Below are 19,276 nucleotides of genomic sequence, written 5' to 3'. Positions count from 1 at the left end.
GACAGGGGACCGCCATGGTGTTCCGCAGCGAGTACGCAGACGTACCGGCCCTCGACACGCCCATCCACGACGCGGTCCTCGGCGAGGCCGCCCGGTTCGGTGACACCGTCGCCCTGATCGACGGGACGAACGGCGCCTCCCTCACGTACGCCCAGCTCGACGGCTTCCACCGGCGCATCGCCGCCGCGCTCGCCGAGGCGGGGCTCAGGAAGGGCGACGTCCTCGCCCTGCACAGCCCGAACACCATCGCCTACCCGGCGGTCTTCTACGGGGCCACCCGCGCCGGGGCCTCCGTCACCACCGTCCACCCGCTGGCCACGCCCGAGGAGTTCGCCAAGCAACTCGCCGACAGCGGCGCGAAGTGGATCGTCACGGTCTCACCGCTCCTGGCGACGGCCCGCCGGGCGGCCGAACTGACCGGCGGCGTAAAGGAGATCTACGTCTGCGACCAGGCGGAGGGCCACACCTCCATCCTGGACATGCTGTCCTCCACGGCCCCCGAACCGGAGATCGCGATCGACCCCGGCGAGGACGTCGCGGCCCTCCCGTACAGCTCCGGCACGACGGGCACGCCCAAGGGCGTGATGCTCACGCACCGCTCGATCGCGACCAACCTGGAGCAGCTGAGACCGTTCATCCCCATGGGCGAGGGCGACCGCATCCTGGCCGTCCTCCCCTTCTTCCACATCTACGGCCTCACCGCCCTGATGAACGTCCCGCTGCGCTGCGGCTCGACGGTCGTCGTCCTGCCCCGCTTCGACCTGGCCCAGTTCCTGGAGGCCATCCAGACGCACCGGATCACCGGCCTGTACGTGGCACCGCCGATCGTGCTGGCGCTGGCGAAGCACCCGCTGGTGGGGGAGTACGACCTGTCCTCGCTCCAGTACATCGTCAGCGCCGCCGCCCCGCTCGACGCCGATCTGGCCGCCGCCTGCTCGGCCCGGCTGGGCGTGCCGCCGGTGCGGCAGGCGTACGGGATGACGGAGCTGTCGCCGGGGACGCACGTGGTGCCGCTCTCGGTCGAGCAGCCGCCGCCGGGCACGGTCGGCAAGCTGCTGCCGGGCACCGAGATGCGGATCGTGTCGCTGGAGGACCCGGCGAAGGACGCCGAGCCGGGCGCGGACGGCGAGATCCTGATCCGGGGCCCGCAGGTGATGAAGGGCTACCTGGGCCGCCCCGACGCCACCGCCGACATGATCGACGCGGACGGCTGGGTGCACACGGGCGACGTCGGCCGGACCGACGAGGACGGCTGGCTGTACGTCGTCGACCGGGTCAAGGAGCTGATCAAGTACAAGGGCTACCAGGTGGCCCCCGCCGAGCTGGAGGCCCTGCTCCTGACCCATGAGCAGGTGGCGGACGCGGCGGTGATCGGGGTGTACGACGCCGAGGGCAACGAGGTCCCGAAGGCGTTCCTGGTCCGGGGCCCGGCGGCGGACGGCCTGACGGAGGACGACGTCATGGCGTACGTCGCCGAGCGGGTGTCCCCGTACAAGAAGGTGCGGCAGGCCGAGTTCATCGCCACGGTGCCCCGGGCGGCGTCCGGCAAGATCCTCCGGCGCGAGCTGCGCGACCGAGAGAAGACGGATCGTTCGGGACCATCGGAGGAGAAGTGACCCTGATCGCCACATCCCGGGACCGGGGCATCACCACACTGACCCTGGACTCCCCGGCCAACCGCAACGCGCTCTCGGCGGCGCTGGTGGCGGAGTTGCGCGAGGCCCTGGCGGGCTGTGCCGCCGACGACACCGTACGGGCGGTGGTGCTGGCCCACACGGGGTCGACGTTCTGCGCCGGGGCGGACCTGAAGGCGCCGCCGGACCCGGCGGCGTTCGTGGGCCTGATGCGGGAAATCGTGGCGCTGCCGAAACCGGTGGTGGCCCGGGTCGACGGCCATGTCCGGGCGGGCGGTCTCGGCCTGCTCGCGGCGTGCGACATAGGGGTGGCGGGCGAGGCGTCGTCCTTCGCCCTCACGGAGTCCCGCCTCGGCCTGGCCCCGGCGGTCATCTCGCTCACGCTGCTCCCGCGCCTGGACCGTACGGCGGCGAACCGCTACTACCTCACCGGTGAGCGCTTCGACGCGGCGGAGGCGGCGCGGATCGGGCTGGTCACGGTGGCCGCCGGTGACGTGGACCTGGACAAGGCGCTCGTCCCGGTCCTGGACGGCCTGCGCCGGGCCTCACCGCAGGGGCTGGCCGCATCGAAGGAGCTGGTCACGGCTACGGTGCTGAGGAGCTTCGACCAGTACGCCGAAGACCTCATCGCCCGCTCCGCCGCGTTGTTCGCCTCCGACGAGGCGAGGGAGGGGATGACGGCCTTCCTGGAACGACGGGACCCAGCGTGGGTGCGATGACCTCCTCCACCTCCAGGGCTACGCACACGCCCAAGCAGGACCGCAGCCGGGCGACCCGGCAGCGGCTCCTGGAGGCCGCGGTGGCCTGCCTGGCCGAACACGGCTGGGCGGGCTCCACCGTCTCCGTCGTCGCCGAGCGCGCCGGCGTCTCGCGCGGCGCGGCCCAGCACCACTTCCCGACCCGCGAGGACCTGTTCACGGGCGCGGTGGAGTACGTCGCCGAGGAACGCTCCGCCGCCCTGCGCGCCCTGCCCGTCCAGGGCCGCGCCGAGGTGGTCGCGGCCCTCGTCGACCTCTACACCGGCCCCCTGTTCCGGGCCGCGCTCCAGCTCTGGGTGGCCGCCTCCAACGAGGCCCAACTCCGCCCGCGCGTCACGGAGCTGGAGGCGCGGGTGGGCCGCGAGACCCACCGCATCGCCGTCGAACTCCTGGGCGCCGACGAGTCCCGCCCCGGCGCCCGCGAAACGGTCCAGGGCCTGCTGGACATGGCCCGCGGCCTCGGCCTCGCCAACCTCCTCACCGACGACACCGCCCGGCGGGCGCGGGTGGTGGCGCAGTGGGCGACGCTGGTGGAGGAGGGGTTGGGGTGAGCCTTGGCGGCCCCTTCAGGTCAGTACCCTGCCCTGGTCTCCTTGAGCGCCCGGACGAACAAGGTGCCTGTGCGCCGACCTCCCGGGGGCGGGGCAAGCACGGACGCTGACACGTCCATGAAGCCGTGTTCCTTGAGAATCAGCGCCCACTCGTCGAGTGCGTAGTCCCACCGCTTGACGACAGCGGGGTCTTCTTCGGGCCCGCGCGGGATGTATGACGCCTGGCAGCCGTAGCACCCTTCAACCGCGGGCCGCTGGGAGAAGGCGAACACGCCACCTGGCTTGAGGCTTGCGTGGACGACCGGCAGCAGTAGGCCTGGGTCGGTGAACCAGGCAGCGCCGAACACGCTGTAGACCGCATCGAAGACCGTGCATGTGTCCCCGAGGTAGGTGAGGGCGTCGGCCTGGTGGAGTTCCATCCCGTCCACGCCCGGCCACCGCTCGCGTGCCTTGTCGAGCTGCTTGGCGGAGAGGTCGATGCCGACGGACTTCATGCCGAGCGTTGCGAGGTGAGCGGCGTTCCCACCGGACCCGCACCCGAGATCGAGCACGCGGTCTCCCGGGTTGAGACCGAGCACGTCAGCCCTGGGGCCGTGGTCCGGGTACTGGGTCCAGTTGAACCACGTGGTCTCGCCCTTGGCGTTGGTGTTCCGACGCTGGGGCTTGCTCTGCGAGTACGTGTCCCATGCGGTGCTGCGAGTGTCAGTCACGACCTGTCCGTTCTCGTCCACGGCGACAGCCGCCCGGCACGATACCGGGCGGCCGAAGCTTTGGCGGGTCGGTCGCTCCGCTTGTGCCGGAGCTACTTGGCGACGGGGCTGTCGGAGCAGCCCGCGTAGCTCTGGGTGCAGTCAGCCGCGCCGTCGATCGGCCAGAACTCCGGGTCCACGTCGAAGCCGGCCGACCGGATCAACGTGGCCGTTCGACGCATCGCGGCCCGGCCCTCGGCCGGGTTGTGGCCGCTGTCGCGGTCGGGGACGTGGTGGATGAACCCGCCGCCGAGCGCGTCGCAGAACTCGGCGTAATGCTTGGTGTGGAGCACGAGCGCGTGCCAGAAGAGGTCCACACGGAGGCTGGGCGTGGTCCTCTCCGTGGCGTTGGCGGCGACGGCGAGGAAGGCCGCCACCTGGTCGACGCCGCGCTCGCCTTGGTCGTCGGTCATCTCCGGCCAGGAGTCCTCGCGGACCATGGTGATGAGGTCGGCCCTCAGTTCCGGAGTGATGAGGTCGTACGCGGTCTTCGTCGTTTCGGTGATCGTCACGTCTGTGCCTTCCTGGTCTGTGAGGAGCGTCGGGCGCACTTGCAGGAGGGCAGGCGGCAGAGGTCGTGTGTGGAGGGCAACGGCTTCTCGGCGCTGCCGCTGAGGTGGACCACTTCAGAGCCGAACGTCTGGCCGGAGTCGCGAATCACCCGCACGGTCATGGGTCGCCTTCCGCTGCCCCATCCTGCTCGTGAAGCGATGTTCCCGCCGCCGGGCGGTCGGAACGACGACGTTCCGGGCGTCACCCGGGTGTCACGCAGTGGGGTGTCAAAGACACCCTCCAGGGCGTCAAACCGGTGTCATTGCATAGCTGTTCGGTCTAGCTTTGACGTCATGACGACGACCGCCGTGGTGCCGAATGATGTGCTGCGGGCCGTGCGTATCGGCCTGCGCTTGAGCCAAGACGATTTCGCCAAGGCGCTCCGCCGGGCCGGTGCGGAACTGGGGGAGCCGAACGAGGCTTCCAAGCGGCTGGTGCAGCGCTGGGAGTCCGGCATCAGCAAGACGCCTCGGGGCGTCTACGCCAGGGCCTTAGAACGGGTCACTGGCCGACCGGTCGAGGCACTGGGGTTCGCCCTGCCGATGCCGACGGCACGAGTCCACACAGACGGGAAGGGAGGACATGACGTGGAGACCGCTGCAACTGGTGGCGCGTATACCGCTGTAGGAGCGCAGCCCGCTGCGCAGGGGGGTGAGGAGATGTTCTCGGGGGTGTGGCTCAGCCGCTACGAGTACTTCTCTTCGGGACGGGGCGACGCATACGAGGGCAAGCACTACGTAGTGATCGTCCAGCACGGTAATCGGCTGACCGTTCAGAGTCTGCCCGGGGCGAGCAGCAACCCGGACAGCCCGCTCACGCTGGACCTGACTGTTGATCGCAACGTGGTCACCGGTACATGGGTCGAGCAGACTGCCGCAGACGGCTACTACCACGGGGCCCGCTACCACGGGGCCGTTCAACTGCTGGTCGAGCCGACCGGACGGCGCATGGCCGGGAAGTGGGTCGGCTTCGGCAAGGACTTCGACGTGAACACCGGCCCTTGGGAACTGCGGCTCGTGGACCGGTCCACGAGCAAGGCGACGATGGAGAGGTACAGCCAGCCGCCGGAGTAGGGTCGTTGGCCCGACAGGTGCCCCCGTGACGAACTCCACCTCGGCTGTCAGCGCGGCCGCTCGGGCCCCGGGAGCATGGACCGACGGCCTCCGGCAACCGGGCGCCAGATGTACGGGAGTTGGCGCGCGGATGAGGAGTCGGCGGCCATCCTCCGTACGGCCTCCCGAACGGCCTTGGGCCGTCGTGCCGCTGGCTACGTTGGTGCCGTGCGGAGCCAGCGGGAGAGGTCGGAGAGCAACGGCGGGGGCAGGCCCGAGGGCGCGCGGGACGTGGCCGGGGATGTCGAGCAGGCACGTCGGGCAGGGCTTCCGGCCGGTCCGGGCGTCTTCGGCGGTGGTCCCGGCGGCCTGATGCCTCTGCAGCGGATGCTGGGCAACGAGGCCACCACACGGGCGCTGCGCCGCGGGAAGCGGCCCGTCGCCCCGCCGCCGGTCATCGACGAGCGGGCCGAGCAGGGGCTCGTGCTGCCGCCGTACCTGATGGACCTGGAGGCGGGCGGACTGTCGACCGCGTACGGGCTGACCGGGCAGGAGTTCGTGAGCAGCGCCGTCGCGGCCGTCGTGGGCCACGGCGGCGGCACGGTGGCCGGCATCGCCGCCGAACTGGCCGGGCGGCCCGAGTCGTTCTTCGGCCGGGGCCGCGCGTTCGCGGTGGAGGGCGCGCAGGGCGGCGACGGGTTCGACGTCACCGTGCGCATCGCGCCCGCCCCCGACGACCGGCCGCCCACCTTCCACCCGGCCGCCGACCTGCCGTCGGCCGCGCCGGACCCGGGCGGGGCGCCGCTCGCCGCCGTGGACGAGGCCGAGGGCAAGGAGACCAAGGTCGACGTCCAGCACAACAGCGGGGCCACCGCGAGCAGAACGGCCGGCAACTCCTCCAGCACCGGCGTGGGCGGCACGGCCTTCGGGCTCGCCCCGGTCGCGCCGGGGCTGTGGCTGGGCGGCGCGGCGACCGGGAGCGTCCAGCCCTGGCAGTCCTCGCGGGACTCCCGCGCCCAGCGCGGCGTGGCCGAACCCCGCGTACTGCGCAGCGACATGGGCTCGGTGGAGGTGGCACGCAGGGTGGTGTACGTCGTACGGATCCGGCCCCAGGCGGGCGGCGAGGAGCAGACCTTCCGGGGCTCGGGCGGCCTCACCCAGCGGGTGCCCACCGAGCACCTGATCCCGGCCGGCACCGGGGCGCCGGAGCGGCCGCGGCCGGTGGACGACGGCCTCGCGCGCCGGGTCGCGCTGGCCGACTCGCTGGCCCCGGTCGCCGTCTCCGACACCGAGGGGCCGCACCAGGGCGGCGGCGGCCTGTTCGACGCGGTCGCCTCCGTCCTGCACCCCTCCCTGACCGCACCCGGCGCCCCCGGCCGCTCCCGGCTGTACGAGGCGACCGCCACCGCGACCGTGCTGGAGGACCTGCCCCGGCTGCTGGGCAGCGGCGTCACCGGCGACGACCTGTACTCCAAGGACGGCAGCAGCGCGGGCAGTTACCGCATGCGCGCCGACGTCACCGGCCTTTCCCCGGCCTGGGGCACCGGGAAGACCCAGCTGCGTACACACCAGCACGCCCAGCACACCGCGACCGAATCGGCGGGCAAGGGCCGCGCCGTCGCGGGCGGCATCGGCCCGGCGATCGGGGTCGGGGCCGCGGCCAACGCGGCCGTGGTGCGGGCCACCGCGATGCCGGTCGCCGCCGCCCGCAAGGCCCGCTTCAGCGTCAACGAGCAGACCGTCTCCAGCCGCCAGGGCGCGGAGGTGCGCGGCGAGAAGGTGCTGTATCTCGGGACCGTGCGGTTCACCGTGGAGGGCACCGGGCCCCGGTCGGTCCGGGCGATCCTGCGCCCGGAGGCACGGGAGGCCACCCACGCGATGCGGGTGTGGGTCGGGCTGCGGGCCGACGAGGCACAGGAGTTGGGGCTGCCGCTGCCGCCCGGGGTGACGGCGGACGAGTTCATCAAGAGACCGGAGCCGCAGCAGGCGGACCCCGCCGCGGATGCCGAAGAAGGCGCGGGGGCCTCGGATAACGAACGCCACCTGCCCTTCGGCGCGATGGGATCGAGCGTCACGCTCGGCCGGCTCGACACCGCGCCCATGCTGAAGGCCGTACAGGAGCTGTTCGCCACCGACCCCCGGCTGACCGGCTATCTGCCCGCCTTCGGGGTCACCGCGCCCCCGGCGGGCCTCAGCAGGGAGGAGGACGAGGCGCAGCGCACCAACCACCGCGAGCTGATGGCCGCCCTCTCCGAGGCCAACCTGCGGGTGAACAAGGACCAGTTGCTCTCCACCGGCATCCGGGTCCGGCTGCGCCGCAAGACCGCGATGCACTCCCATGACGTACAGCTGCGCGTCCACGGCGACCTGGGCGAGGCGACCCACCTCGGCGACATCGACGACTGGCTGGTGCGCGCCCATTCCGGTGTCGCCGCCAACGCGCAGAGCGGGCGCAGCAGTTCGCGTTCCATCGGCGGCATGGTGCTGGCCCAGGCCCGGCTGGTGCCCGGCGTCCTCACCGGCTCGGCCCGCTACGAACGGCAGAGCTCCGGCTCCCGCCGCAACCAGGGCGGCCCCACCACCCGTACCGACGTCCTCACCAACGGATCGGAGAAGGCGAGCGCGTTCGGGGCGGCGCTGCGCCTGAACGTGGACGTCACCATGACCTCACGGCAGCGCAAGCTGGCCCGCGCCATGACCCCGGGCGGCCCCGGCCGGGACGCGCCGGAGGCCAAGCTGCTGTCCGGGCTGCATATGGAGGAGCAGGACGTGCGGCTGCTGACGCCGTCCGAGTTCACCGTCGGCACGGACGAGAAGGCGCGGCTGGACGCGGGCGCCGATCAGGCCCCAGGACCGGAGCGGGCCGTCGGCGCGGCGGGCATCGGCGACCTGTCCCGGGCGGCCCCGGCCCCGGCCACCGGGCAGCTCGTACGGGACTGGCAGCTGGTGGAGACCATCGGCGACGGGCAGCCCGTCCGCGACCTCGCCCTGGCCCTGCTGTCCCGGGCCGCCGCCCGGGGCCGGGCGGGCCGCCAGGACCCGGCGCTGGCCGCGGAGGGCCTGGCCCCCCGGCTGGCGGTCGAGGAACGCTTCAGCCCCCGGGCGATCACGGCCGCGCTCCGGCAGGCCGCGTCCTCCGGCTGGGTGGTGAAGAACCTGCGCTACCCGCGCCGGCTGGCCGCGCTGAACGGTGCGGTGGGCACCCGGCTGGCGCTGGCCGCCCCGCAGCTGGTGCACGAGGCGGCGGGGCCCGGCACCGAGACCTTCGTGCTGGGCGGCCACCAGGCCGGCGGACAGCAGGGGGAGGGCACCTCCACCACGGTCCAGGTCGGCGCCACCGGTGTGCAGAACGGGGCCGAGTGGCGGGTCGGCGAGAGCCTGTCGGGGTACCGCACGACGAGCCGGGGCGACAGTGAGGCCGCCACCGTGTCGGGAACCGTGGAGCGCAACGCCCACACCCCCAAGAAGGCCCCGCTGTATCTCGTACGGTGCGATCTGCTCGTGACGATGGTCGCGGAGGTCAAGGTCACCGGCGGCGGCCCGTACGTGGCCAACGCGGCCCGGACCCTGCCGGGCGCGGCCGCGGTGTGGCTGACGGCGGAGCAGCTGCGGGCGGCGGGGGTGGACCTGCCGGAGTCGGCGCGGAAGGCGCTGAAGCTGGATGTGGAGGCATCGACGTCGGCGACATCGGCGACGTCGGCGGCACCACCGGCGGAGGCGTCCACGTCAGCGGTGGCCTCGACCTCGACCTCGGCCTCGGCGTCCGCGTCCGGTGGCCCGGCCGCCCGCCCGGGACCGACCCTCGCCCGCGATCTGCCGCTCGGCTTCGGCATGATCGAGGACCTGCCGGACTTCGTGCCCCTGCTGGAACGACTGCGCGGCACCCTCGCGCGTACCGGTCAACAGGACCTGGCAGACGACCTGTTGCCCCGCCGGCAGCTGCGGGACCGCAACGACAACGTGCAGCGCCTGCTACGGGTCCTGGACCGGGACGGCTCCACCGGACTGCTGGGCAGCGCCATGGACGGCGGCGTCACCGTGGAGCTGCTGGACGGCCGCAGGACGCCGTACTGGGCGGTGTTCAAGGTGGACCGGGTCGGGGCGGGCTCCTGGGAGGGGGCGGCGGACGACGGCCGGGACATGGAGTACATCACCTCGGCGGTCGCCCAGCAGGCCACCTCGCACGACGAGGGAGCGACCACCGGCGTGGAGGGCGTCCTCGCGGGCTCCGGCAAACCGGACGGCGGGGCGGGGCAGGTCAAGAGCGCCGGGGCCGCCGCCGGCCTCGGTGTCGCCTCGGGCTCCGGACGCCGCCGGGGCGAGGCCGCGCGGGGCCAGCTGGGGATGAAGACGGTCGCGGAGGCGAAGACGGCGAAGTCGGCGAAGATGCGGGTGCCGGTCATCGCCACCCTCGAACTCCACAAGGGGGACCGCCGACTGGCGTTCGCCGCCACGGGCCGTACGTCGCTGGTCCACCGGATCCTGGAGAGCGACCTCACGGCGCTGCGCCGGGTGACCGCCCCGCGCCGCGCCCCCGAGCGCGCCCCGTCGGACAGGCCGGCCGGCGACCCGGCCGGGCTGGGCGCCTGGCGGGCCGACGGGGTGCCGCTGCCGATGGAGTCCCAGGTGAACGGCTTCCAGGGAGCGCCGCGCGTACGGGAGTTGGTGAACACGGCGGTACGGGCGGCGGGCGGCGGCGACCGCTTCCGGCAGAAGGGCCAGGCCGCCGCCTACACCCTCGGCGAGGCGGTCTCCACCGAGTGGCTGATCTCGGCCCTGCCGCTGCTCACCAACGCCGGGGCGGAGCTGCCGCCGGTGCACGCGAGCGGGGCGTCGGGCCAGGACCTCCAGGCCTCGGTGCACGCGCGGCTGCGGGCGGGCAGGGTGCTGGGCGCCGGGGACAAGATGACGTTCGAGACGGTCGCCCAGAGCCACCTGGGAGCACCCCGCCCCACCCAGGGCGAAGGCCAGAGCGCGGCCGAACAGGGCCGGCAGGCGCGCGGACTCCTCGGCGCCGGAGTGCTGAACGCCGACGAGTTCCGCCTCAACCAGCTGATGGGCAACACGGGCGGCGCGGGCTCGGCGAGCGGCGCGGCGGCGCACGGCGCGGGCTCGATGCCGCTGCACAAGCCGAAGTTCGCGTCGGTGCTGGTGCAATTCACGCTGGACGTACGGGTGGTGGCGCGGGTGACGGACCGGGTGCGCACATCGCGTACGACGGTGGCGGAGCGCGAACTGACGCTGCCCCGCCCGGTGGTGGTCCGCATGCCGCTGCCGACGGCCACCCGCCTGCTGGCCGCCCACCCGGACGCCGTCACCGACCCGCGCGACCACCTGGGCCTGCGCGCGCCGGCCGCACCACCGCTGACGGGGCCCTGAGTGGCGCCTGCCGTATTCCTGCCGGGCCCCTGACCTCAGGGGGTGTTACGCCCCTGGGAGGCGCTGCCGTCGTAGACGTGGTCCGGGGTGGCGATCCGCGTCACCGCGCGGGCGAGCAGCGTGGACGGCTCCTGGCCGCCGCTGAGGGAGTCCGTGTTGATCATGATGACCATGGTGGCCTTCCGCGCGGGCAGGTAGACGGTCACGGTCTCGTACCCCGGCAGGGAACCGTTGTGCCCGATCCTCTCGTCGGCGTCGGCGGTGTACGGGAACAGACCGCCGCGCATCCCGGCGAGCTGGCGGAGCGTGATCCGGTCGCCGTCGCGCACGCCGGAGACGTAACGGGAGATCGGGTCGTCCAGCTTGACGAGCTTGTCGTCGACGAGTTGGAGCAGCGCGGTGACGGTGAACGTCTTGGTCTCACTGCCGATCCGGATACACGGGTGTCGGCGGACATCGGCTCACCGGTGACCGTGTTGCCGACGCCGCTCGCGTGGACGCCGCGAGCAGCATCGCGGCGAACGGACGTCGAGCGGGGGAGCGTCGCATGTGGGCGTGCCTCTTCCGGGCAGTGGGGGGAGGGAGGGGGAGCGGAACGGACGGCAACGGCCCCACCCGCCCCCGGGCCTCCGTGCCGCATGCCGCCCGCGCCCTGCCAGGTCCACTCGTTCGGAGCCGCGCGGACTCAGGAGTGTCCGGCGCCCTCACCACCCGGGACCGGCGTCCCCTGGTGGTAGTACATCCGCCAGGCCGTCTCCCCGTCCCGCCTGCGCCACAGTGAACTCCGCCGGGCCCGGTGGCCGCCGACGACGGTCTCGTACGTGAGATGCACCAGCCCGGGCGCCAGTACCACCCCGGTCATTCCGGAGGGCTCGAAGCGCGGCCCGTTCGCACCTCCGCCGTCCAGGCCGGGCAGCGCGGCGACCATCTCCTCGTACGTCCACCGCTTCCCGGAGGCCCCGACCTCGACGAACTCCGGGTCGAGCAGCGCCTCGGCGGCAGACCGGGAGAGACGTACGGCGGGGTCCAGCAGCCGCAGCTCGCCGTCGATCGCAGCGCTCACATCCGCGGCTTCCTGGGCTCGCCGGGCTTTCTGGGCTATCTGCGGTTTCTGGGGTTCCTCGGTTTCCTTGCTCATCCGCCCATGATCGCCGAAGAGGCTCTCAGTCGGCGGCGGGCACGGGCCGGCCCGTGATTCACCTGGCCCGGCGGGAACATGTGATGGAATCTTTCTTGATCGGTTCTTTATTTCGGGGCATGAATTTCCGAGTAAACATTTCTGCAACACAGAGAAACGTTTCTCGTTGTGTAAGGTGAACGCGTAGTCCTGGATGGCTTGTTGGAATTTCCGACAGTCCTGAATGAGTACTCGAAAAAAGGGCCCGGCTCGCCACTATTTATCCGGGTTTAATAGCTGCCGCTGTGCGTAATGTGCTGCCGACAACACGAGGGCTTCCGGGAAACCGTGAACGGCTCGGAAGTCGCCGCCTCGCACAGAAAATCGGTTTCTGATGAAGCTCAGAACTCCTGATCTTGGAGTACGGCGCATTGTCTCGTCCTGGCTCACCGCCGCTCTCACCGCGACAGTTGCCGCAGCCATGGTGGTCGCGACGACGTCCCCGGCGGTAGCCATCGCCACGCCCGTGCCGCTCGGCACGGCGGACAGTTTCGCGGTGCTGGCAGGGGAGTCGGTCACCAACACCGGCCCCACCGTGATCACCGGGGACGTCGGCGTCAGCCCGGGAACGGCCATCAGCGGATTTCCGCCGGGGCTCGTGAACGGGGTCCAGCACTCGGCGGACGCCGTCGCTCTCCAGGCCAAGTCCGACCTGGTGGTGGCGTACAACAACGCGGCCGGCCAGGCCACGGACGCCGCGCTGCCGCCGGACGCCGGGGGCCTGACGCTGGTGCCCGGCGTCTACACGGCCTCCTCGACGCTGGGTCTCACCGGCACGCTCACTCTCGACGCCGAGGGCGACCCCAACGCCGTGTGGGTCTTCCAGGTCGGCTCGGGGCTGACGACGGCGTCCGCCAGCCGCGTCAACCTCATCAACGGCGCGCAGCCGTGCAACGTCTTCTGGCAGATCGGGAGTTCGGCCACGCTCGGTACGGACTCGACCTTCATCGGCAACATCCTGGCGCTGACCTCGATCAGCGTGACCACCGGAGCGACCATCGAGGGCCGGGCGCTGGCCCGTAACGGCTCGGTCACCCTGGACAACAACCGCATCACCCGGTCCACCTGCTCCGGCGGCACCACGTCCGGCACCACGACGGGGACGACCACCGGCACCACGACGGGCACGACGACCGGGACCACCACGGGCACCACCACCGGCACGACGGGCGGCGTGCTGGGCGGGGTACTCGGCGGCGTCCTGACCGGCGGCACCACCGGCGGGACCGGCGGGGTGCTGGGTGGCGTACTCGGCGGCGTCCTGACCGGCGGCACCACGGGCGGCACTCCGGGCGGCTCGACCACCACCGGAACCACCACGGGGAACACCGTCGGCAACACCTCCGGGAACATCGCCGGCACCACCTCGGGCGGCAGCAAGGGCGGCGTCATCGGCGGCGGCAAGGGCGGCGGCACCGGCGGCCACTCCGGCGGCCACAGCGGTGGCGGCAAGGGCGGCGGCACCGGCGGTCACTCCGGCGGCTACGGCGAAGGCCGCCCCGGCGACCACGGCCCTGGCCCCGGCGAGGAGCACGGCGGCTACGGCGACAAGCCTGAGGGCCCCGGCCACCACGAGGGCTGACCGGGGGCGCGGAAAGCGCGCTGCCGGATGACCGGCGTGCGGCGGGGCATGTCCTCCTGCCCCGCCGCACGCTTCCACGGGACGGACGACGAGAAAGAAGAGGGCGGGGCACGTGCTGGGTGGAGCCGCAAAGGAACATGAACACACGCAGGTCCGCAGCCGGATCCGCGGCCAGGTGAGCCGTCAGGCGAGCAGCCGGGTGAGCAGTCAGGTACGCAGTCAGGTACGCAGCCAGGTACGCAGAGGAGCCCTCAACACCGCCGTGGCGCTCTGCCTGGCCACGGCCCTGACCCACATCGGCCTGGTCTTCCTGCACGTGGCACCGTCGAATGCGGTGTCACAGCGCTTCAACTCCCAGGTGGACGCCTGGATCTACCCACTCTTCGAGCAGAACTGGCGGCTGTTCGCCCCCGACCCGGACTCCGTCAACCGGCAGATCTCCGCGCGGACAGCGCACACGGCCCCGGACGGTTCCGTCCAGGTCGGCGACTGGGTCGACCTGACCGCCGTGGACTCCTCCGCCATCGAGCACAACGCCTTCCCGAGCCATACCTCGCAGAACATGCTGCGCCGGTCGTGGACGTCGTACGTCGAACTCCACGGAGGCGACGACCTCTCGCGCTCGGACCGGGCCGTGATGATGCAGCGGTACCTGCGGAACATCGCCGCGGATCGCATGGCGGAACGGGACGGCAAGCCGTTCGAGAACATCCAGCTCCGGGTGGTCACCCTGCCCGTGGCCGCGCAGGGCAGCGCGGACGGTGGCCGCAGCGCCGCCGCCGTCACCGCCGCGAAGAACGCCGAGACACGGCTCCTGCCCTGGTGGAAGGTGACCTCCGATGCCTGACCCGACCACCGGCCCGCCCCGTCCGCCCGAGCCGACCACCGGCCCGCCCCGACCGACCGAGACGGCCGTCACCCCGACCCGTCCGCCCGAGTCGGCCGTCACCCCGACCCGCCCACTGGTACGGGTCACGGGCGCGGCACGCCACGCGTGGACGCTGCTGACCGACCGCCCCCTCTCCCTCTACGCGGTATCGGTCCTGCGCATCGGATACGGCCTGCTCTATCTCGTCTTCCTGCTGCGCGAGTTCCCCCACCGGGACGCGATCTGGGGCCCCGGCTCCCCGTGGACACCGGACCTGGCCCGGCAGCTCTTCGACCAGACCGGCTGGGTCAGCGTGCTGACCCTCTCCGACAGTCGCCTCTACTTCGAACTCTGTTACGCGGCCGCGCTCGTCGTCAGCCTCCTGTTCCTGCTCGGCTGGCGAACCCGCGCGGTCTCGGTGCTCTTCGCGCTCGTCGTGGCCTCGTTCCACGCGCGGTCGATCTTCATGACGGACGGCGGCGACAACCTCGTCCTGCTGATGGCGCTCTACCTCGTCCTCACGGCATCGGGCCGCCGTTGGTCCTTGGACGCCAGGAGGGCCCGCCGCGCCCCCGCCGGTCGACGACGCCTGCCCGGGCTGCCACCCCAACTCGCCGCAGCACGCGTCACCTTGGTCACGGCAGTGCACAACTGCCGGCTCCTCGTGATCGGCGTCCAGGTCTGCTTCCTCTACGGCGCCGCCGGCCTCTACAAGGTCCAGGGCGGCACCTGGGGAGCCGGAACCGCGCTGCATTACGTCCTCAACCTCGACCTCTTCCAGCCGTGGCCCGCGCTCTCGCACTGGGCGGACGAGCAGGTACTCGCCATCGCGGTCGTCGGCTACCTGACCGTGCTCCTCCAGGTCGCTTTCCCTTTCGTGCTGTTCGGCAGGCTCAAGTACCCGGTCCTGACGATGCTGCTCGGGATGCATATCGGCATCGCGGTACTCATGGGTCTGCCGCTGTTCTCCGGCGCGATGATCATCGCCGACGCGGTGTTCCTGCCGGACCGCTTCTGGGTCGCGGCCGGAAGGCTGGCCCGCCGGGCGCTCGGACGTACGGCAGAGGCGCAGCCCGAACCGGCGGTGGCACCGGAGACGTCCGGGGTGCTGGACGGCGCGGGGACGCCGCGAGGTGCGGTGCCGAAGCAGGGCAGCCGAGCCGGTACGAACGCCGGATGACCTCTAAGGGGCCTTGAGCATGTCGCGGAGACCGGCGACGTAGGCCCCGATGTCGGGCGCTTCGGCCGACGCCCCGGTGGCGGGGAGCATGGCCGCACCCGCCTCCGGCCGGTGGTCGGCACGGCACGGACGGCAGAGACCGTCGGGGAGGGCCTCGGGGCGGCCGGGGGTGCCGCAGTCGGTGCATTCCACCAGAACGCGGTGGGCGGGAGCCCCGGGCGAAGGGCGCTCGGAAGGCAGCCGGGGCGGGATCTTGTCGGTGAGGCGACGGCGGATGAACCGGACCGGGATATCGACTTGGGCGGCTAACCCTGCCGTGAGCGCGGCGATCAGGTACTCGGCGTCGACGCCCCGGGCGAACCACTCGGCCGCCCGCGCTTCCAGGGCCGCGCAGTCGTCGGCGGACAACGTCAGGCGGTTGTCCTTGAGGCCGAGGCGGGCCAGGGCGAGGTAGGCGGGGGAGTGGTCCAGGCCGGGCGCTGGGGCCGTTTCCGGGGGCTGGGGGGCGGCGCGCTGATCCGGTACGGAGACGGCGGCCGAGGAGTCTGTGGGCTCGGCGTGCTCCGGGGCATCACGGGAGGCGCCTGTGGGGCGGCGACGATCACGTCCGCGTGACTGCCGACTGGATGATCCACTCGCTCACGGAACTTATCGCGATCGCCGAAAGCTAGAGGAATCAGCTTCCACAAAGTCATCGTGTGCGTACGGTCAATGGGTTCCTTCCGGCAGCCCGCAATTCGGGCTGACCGTCACCGACCGAGGCCAGCAGGTATGGCTGCGCGACTCGCACGAGGTCATTCGGTTGGTCCGCGCGAAAGGCGGGACCCACGCAGACTTGCTCGGCTGCGGTGAACGCTTTCGCCGCAGCGGAGGCCAGTTGGTCAGGTGCTTCGATCGTATGCGGTGCGGCCGTTCAGGGATTCAGAGAAATGCGCCATGCAGTGCACTGGAACGTCGTGTAGAGGCCTCGCTCCGTCCCGAACGCCTGCTCCTCGCACCGAGCAGGCCTCGGCGGGTAAACGGAGTGCTTGCTTCCCTTTCCTCATCGATGTCCAACTGATTTGCCTGTCATGGGAGTTGGGTCCGAGGTGGGGGCAGAAAAGTATCGCGTTCCTTTTCTGTCCTCCAATGGAAGTGATCATGAAGCTCAAGTGATCCTCAAAAGGCTGGCGCCTGGTGGCGGTGAATAGCTATCGTCCACCTGACCGAAGAAAACGGCGGCCTGACCAGCTGCCGGATCAACAGGGGGAATAAATGAACCGTTTGAAGCGCTCGGTGAGTGTGGCTGCGGCAGCTCTCGTCATGGTGTCCGGAATCGGCTTCGTGGGCGCCAGCCAGGCGTCTGCCCGACCCTGCGACTATCCCACGAAGTCCTGCAACTGGGAGCCCACCAAGGAGCTCTGCCTGATCAACGGGCAGATCGTCGGAAAGCTCGGCTACACGCTGGACCGGACGCCCGAGCCCTACAAGACGCGTGCCCGGATTTGCATGTCGTACGGCTGGCCGAGCCGCGGTTAATACATCTGCTCGTGAGAGCGGGGCGGGTGGCCGCCGGTGACGTGTAATGCGTCGCCGGCGGCCACCCGCCTTTTTTCCCCGAGGCCGGTCGACGCCCGCCATCCGGTCAGAGGCCGGAGAGCCCGGCTTCCCGCAGATGGAGTTCGGAGCGGACGAGTTCGAGGAGACGGCCCGTCCAGTTGCGGCCCCGGCCACCGCTGTCGCCCCAGTAGGTCGAGTCCACGTCTTCGTAGATCAGGGTGGCGTCGTCCGTCGCCAGCAGGATCTCGGCCAGCTCGGGATGCTGGTCGTACTTGGCGCGCAGCAGGCCGGTCATGACGGCGGTGCGGACGTGGGCCCAGTCCTCGCGGCGTGATGCGCCGGCCGCGAGCTTGCGTGCTGCGGCCGAGGTGTCCGCCGCGGCGATCGCGTCGTGGGCCTCCGGCTCGGCGACCGAGAGAGCCCAGTAGGCGTGGGCGACGGAGGGGTAGACGATCTCCTTCACGGTGACCGGTACGGGGTAGTCGTTGCGCAGGCCGAGCTGACCGGGGTGGTCCTCCGGCTCGCGCGGAAAGGAGTGGTGGAGCTTGATCGCCGTGCTGTGGGGAGCCGTCGGCCCGTCCGCGAGGGCCTGCGTGTCCCGTACGGCCATCCAACGGGCCCGGTCCTCGAAGTACGCGAGAGCCCTGTCGTAGGAGGCCTGGGTGACCGGCGGGTCGGCCGGCAGGTACGTCGCGCCGCCGGGCCCTGCCACCAGCACGCGCAGCGGCCAGTCCTTGCTGTCCATGTCCCCCAGGGCGTAACGGCGTTTCGAGGCCGGGATGGACAGGAAGGCGTCACGGGCCGCCGTCCGGTTCTCCTCGGTCCGCTCGGCGAGGAAGACGTCCACGGCGGCCAGGCAGCGGCCGGTCGAGTCGGGGCGGCCGTTCAGCCGGTCGATGGTGTCGCGGACCTCGGCGGCGAACAGCTCGGGCGTGAGCTGACTCCGGGGCTCGCCGAACGTCCAGCGCGCCAGACCGTGCGCGGACGCCTTGGCGCCTTCCGGGAACGTGGTGGCCACCCAGCCGGTCCGGAGCTTCTCCTCGAACTCCTCGAAGGTCACCAGACCCCAGCAGTCGATGAGCCCGTCGGCGTAGATGACGAGGTCGGTGAGGAAGTAGGAGCTTCCGTTGCGGATGAAGGCGTGGCGCCAGGTTCCGGGTATGCGGACGCCGTCCGCTGTGCGATGGGTGGTCCGTCTGCCGGTCATCCGGCCATTGTGCCGCGCCGGTCGCGGATGGGTTTGGGGCTTCTGTGTGTGGGGGGGGTGGTGGGCGGTGCGCGGTGGAAAAGCAGTGGACGCGGATCGCGTGAGCGGAACACTGGCCCGTATGAATCGACTGTTGGTGGATGTGGAGAGCGTCACCGCGCGGCTGGTCCCTCGCTTCGGTCCCCAGGTCGCCGCATGGTGCGCCGGTACGCCGGATCTCATCGCGCGGCTGGCCTCCCGGTGGGGACTTGCGCTCGGTGGACCCCTCCCGGACGGTGCTTCGTCGGTCGCGCTGCGGTGCCGTTGGCCCGACGGTACGCGTGCGGTGCTCAAGGTCAGCCCGGAGCGGGACCTCATGGCCGAACAGGTCCGGATGCTGGGGTGGTTCGCCGCCTCGGGCCGGGTGCCCGCCGTGCTGGCCGCCGACGAGGAGGCCGGTGCCATGGTGCTGGAGGAGATCCTGCCCGGGACATCGGCGGAGGACGTGCCCGCTGCTTCCCTCCCCGAGCAGTGGGCGGAACTGCTCGTCGCGTTGCACGGCGTCGCTCCGCCCCCGCAGCTCACGCGTGTGCTGCGCGGCCGGTGCGAGGAGTCCTTCGCCCGGGTCGGAAGACGGCTGTCCGAGCCTGCGATCAGTGCACGGATGGACGCCGCCCTGTGGGACAGGGCCATCCAGCGGTGCGAACGGCTGCTGGACACGGAAGCGACCACCGTGCTGCTCCACGGCGACCTGCACCTGGGCAATGTGCTCGACGGCGGCGCGGACCGCGGTCTCCTGGCCATCGACCCGAAGGCCTGTGTCGGCGATCCGTGCTTCGACGCCGTGGACTACGTCGTGGCCGGGGCCGGGTTGGAGGGCGTCGAGGCCCGCTGCGCGCGTGTGGCGGCGGCGTGCGGGCTCGACGGCGACCGGCTTCATGCCTGGAGCCGGGTCATCGCGCCGTTCGCGGCCATCGCCCACCTCGGTGCCGGTGTCGGCGGTGGTGGGGAAGCGGTGGTCGACGAACTGCTCGCGTTGAGCCGGTGAGCACGCCCGGCCCCGTGATGA

Annotated in this window: 15 protein-coding genes and 1 pseudogene; 10 read left to right on the top strand and 6 right to left on the bottom strand. The window is 71.8% G+C overall.

Going from position 1 to position 19,276, the window contains the following annotated elements; genetic code table 11:
- The first annotated feature begins 14 nt into the window (after positions 1-14).
- The 3 genes from G3I54_RS18680 to G3I54_RS18670 are packed head-to-tail and all read left to right on the top strand — an operon-like array spanning position 15 to position 2,943.
- Positions 15-1,616: a 4-coumarate--CoA ligase family protein gene (locus G3I54_RS18680; RefSeq protein ID WP_164615994.1), complete on the top strand. Its 1,602-nt coding sequence runs from the start codon at positions 15-17 to the stop codon at positions 1,614-1,616.
- Entirely contained in the window at positions 1,613-2,353 is a 741-nt protein-coding gene (locus G3I54_RS18675) for an enoyl-CoA hydratase family protein (RefSeq protein ID WP_164615993.1), read from the top strand. The genes G3I54_RS18680 and G3I54_RS18675 overlap by 4 nt, the downstream gene beginning before the upstream one ends.
- Positions 2,341-2,943, top strand: a complete 603-nt coding sequence (locus G3I54_RS18670) for a TetR/AcrR family transcriptional regulator (protein WP_343240364.1) — start codon at positions 2,341-2,343, stop codon at positions 2,941-2,943. The genes G3I54_RS18675 and G3I54_RS18670 overlap by 13 nt, the downstream gene beginning before the upstream one ends.
- Before the next feature lie 20 nt (positions 2,944-2,963).
- Here the strand turns inward: G3I54_RS18670 and G3I54_RS18665 are convergent, their stop codons facing one another.
- Both G3I54_RS18665 and G3I54_RS18660 read right to left on the bottom strand, forming a co-directional pair.
- The gene (locus G3I54_RS18665; protein ID WP_164616019.1) at positions 2,964-3,653 is read right to left on the bottom strand and encodes a class I SAM-dependent methyltransferase; all 690 of its coding nucleotides are present in this window, start codon (positions 3,651-3,653) and stop codon (positions 2,964-2,966) included.
- A gap of 92 nt (positions 3,654-3,745) precedes the next feature.
- On the bottom strand, positions 3,746-4,204 hold the full coding sequence (locus G3I54_RS18660) for a hypothetical protein (RefSeq protein WP_164615991.1): 459 nt from the start codon (positions 4,202-4,204) through the stop codon (positions 3,746-3,748).
- A 333-nt stretch (positions 4,205-4,537) separates the two neighbouring features.
- Here G3I54_RS18660 and G3I54_RS18655 point away from each other — a divergent pair, with 333 nt between their 5' ends.
- Both G3I54_RS18655 and G3I54_RS18650 read left to right on the top strand, forming a co-directional pair.
- Complete coding sequence (locus tag G3I54_RS18655; protein ID WP_164615990.1) at positions 4,538-5,317, top strand: XRE family transcriptional regulator; 780 nt, start codon at positions 4,538-4,540, stop codon at positions 5,315-5,317.
- Between the two features lie 207 nt (positions 5,318-5,524).
- Positions 5,525-10,675, top strand: coding sequence for a hypothetical protein (locus G3I54_RS18650; protein ID WP_164615989.1), 5,151 nt, complete (start codon positions 5,525-5,527; stop codon positions 10,673-10,675).
- A gap of 35 nt (positions 10,676-10,710) precedes the next feature.
- On the opposite strand, the pseudogene G3I54_RS18645 reads toward G3I54_RS18650, so the two are convergent.
- Positions 10,711-11,180, bottom strand: a pseudogene (locus G3I54_RS18645) (serine hydrolase domain-containing protein); the annotation flags it as partial.
- A gap of 180 nt (positions 11,181-11,360) precedes the next feature.
- Positions 11,361-11,813: a nuclear transport factor 2 family protein gene (locus tag G3I54_RS18640; RefSeq protein WP_164615988.1), complete on the bottom strand. Its 453-nt coding sequence runs from the start codon at positions 11,811-11,813 to the stop codon at positions 11,361-11,363.
- A 373-nt stretch (positions 11,814-12,186) separates the two neighbouring features.
- Between G3I54_RS18640 and G3I54_RS18635 the strand changes: the two genes are divergently transcribed.
- From G3I54_RS18635 to G3I54_RS18625, 3 genes are all read left to right on the top strand, one after another.
- Positions 12,187-13,434, top strand: coding sequence for an ice-binding family protein (locus tag G3I54_RS18635; protein WP_164615987.1), 1,248 nt, complete (start codon positions 12,187-12,189; stop codon positions 13,432-13,434).
- Positions 13,435-13,633: 199 nt separating this feature from the next.
- A complete protein-coding gene (locus G3I54_RS18630; RefSeq protein WP_164615986.1) occupies positions 13,634-14,281 on the top strand; it encodes a DUF5819 family protein in 648 nt (215 codons plus the stop codon).
- A complete protein-coding gene (locus G3I54_RS18625; RefSeq protein WP_239144424.1) occupies positions 14,274-15,482 on the top strand; it encodes an HTTM domain-containing protein in 1,209 nt (402 codons plus the stop codon). The genes G3I54_RS18630 and G3I54_RS18625 overlap by 8 nt, the downstream gene beginning before the upstream one ends.
- A gap of 3 nt (positions 15,483-15,485) precedes the next feature.
- On the opposite strand, the gene G3I54_RS18620 is transcribed toward G3I54_RS18625, so the two are convergent.
- Entirely contained in the window at positions 15,486-15,890 is a 405-nt protein-coding gene (locus tag G3I54_RS18620; RefSeq protein ID WP_343240363.1) for a hypothetical protein, read from the bottom strand.
- 846 nt (positions 15,891-16,736) lie between these two features.
- On the opposite strand from G3I54_RS18620, the gene G3I54_RS18615 reads away from it, so the two are divergent.
- Positions 16,737-17,000 carry a hypothetical protein gene (locus G3I54_RS18615; protein WP_164615985.1) on the top strand — a complete coding sequence of 88 codons (264 nt, stop codon included), beginning with the start codon at positions 16,737-16,739 and terminating at the stop codon, positions 16,998-17,000.
- A gap of 106 nt (positions 17,001-17,106) precedes the next feature.
- On the opposite strand, the gene G3I54_RS18610 is transcribed toward G3I54_RS18615, so the two are convergent.
- Positions 17,107-18,228, bottom strand: coding sequence for an NADAR family protein (locus G3I54_RS18610; RefSeq protein ID WP_164615984.1), 1,122 nt, complete (start codon positions 18,226-18,228; stop codon positions 17,107-17,109).
- Between the two features lie 142 nt (positions 18,229-18,370).
- Here G3I54_RS18610 and G3I54_RS18605 point away from each other — a divergent pair, with 142 nt between their 5' ends.
- Positions 18,371-19,255, top strand: coding sequence for an aminoglycoside phosphotransferase family protein (locus G3I54_RS18605; RefSeq protein WP_164616017.1), 885 nt, complete (start codon positions 18,371-18,373; stop codon positions 19,253-19,255).
- Positions 19,256-19,276 lie beyond the last annotated feature (21 nt).

It is taken from the genome of Streptomyces sp. SID14515, assembly GCF_010548505.1.
GTDB lineage: Bacteria > Actinomycetota > Actinomycetes > Streptomycetales > Streptomycetaceae > Streptomyces > Streptomyces caviscabies.
Note: the sequence above shows the minus strand (reverse complement) of the source record. Positions and strands in the feature narration are given on the sequence as shown.

Bases quoted from the DNA above. Each gene is read 5' to 3' on its own strand.
- G3I54_RS18655 (WP_164615990.1), top strand. From the start codon at position 4,538: ATGACGACGACCGCCGTGGTGCCGAATGATGTGCTGCGGGCCGTGCGT.
- G3I54_RS18610 (WP_164615984.1), bottom strand. From the start codon at position 18,228: ATGACCGGCAGACGGACCACCCATCGCACAGCGGACGGCGTCCGCATA.
- G3I54_RS18680 (WP_164615994.1), top strand. From the start codon at position 15: ATGGTGTTCCGCAGCGAGTACGCAGACGTACCGGCCCTCGACACGCCC.
- G3I54_RS18640 (WP_164615988.1), bottom strand. From the start codon at position 11,813: ATGAGCAAGGAAACCGAGGAACCCCAGAAACCGCAGATAGCCCAGAAA.
- G3I54_RS18635 (WP_164615987.1), top strand. From the start codon at position 12,187: ATGAAGCTCAGAACTCCTGATCTTGGAGTACGGCGCATTGTCTCGTCC.
- G3I54_RS18625 (WP_239144424.1), top strand. From the start codon at position 14,274: ATGCCTGACCCGACCACCGGCCCGCCCCGTCCGCCCGAGCCGACCACC.
- G3I54_RS18615 (WP_164615985.1), top strand. From the start codon at position 16,737: ATGAACCGTTTGAAGCGCTCGGTGAGTGTGGCTGCGGCAGCTCTCGTC.